The organism is Thauera phenylacetica B4P (assembly GCF_000310225.1).
Taxonomy (GTDB): domain Bacteria; phylum Pseudomonadota; class Gammaproteobacteria; order Burkholderiales; family Rhodocyclaceae; genus Thauera; species Thauera phenylacetica.
The window spans coordinates 1-380 of sequence record NZ_AMXF01000630.1; the positions used below are offsets into that span (position 1 = coordinate 1).

1 pseudogene is annotated in these 380 nt (G+C 75.3%); it reads left to right on the plus strand.

Annotated elements, in window-relative coordinates:
* Window positions 1-282, plus strand: a pseudogene (locus C667_RS24030) (TolC family protein); the annotation flags it as partial.
* Window positions 283-380 lie beyond the last annotated feature (98 nt).

The following is a 380-nucleotide window of genomic DNA, read 5'->3' on the forward strand; positions in this document are numbered from 1 at the left end:
GAGGACGCCCGCGCCCGCGCCAGCGGCGAACTCGGCGGCGCCGCGTCGATGTACGCGCGCGGCCGCGAGACCCTGCGCCTGCTCGACCACACCCTGCTGCCGCAGGCGCAGGCCACCCGCGACGCTAGCCGCGCGGCGCTCGCCAGCGGCACGGTCGACTTCGACAGCGTGATCGAGGCCGAGCGCCAGCTCATCGACATCCGCACGCGGCGCCTGCAGACCGAGCTCGAGACCCGCCTGGCGCTGGCCGAGATCAAGAAACTGACCGGGGAGTTCAAGTGAGCCTTGCGCTGCGCATGACGACGGTGGCGGTCGCGCTGGCGATCGCGGGGGGCGCGGGCTACTGGCTCGCGCGCGTGCAGCACGGGGCGGCGCCCGCC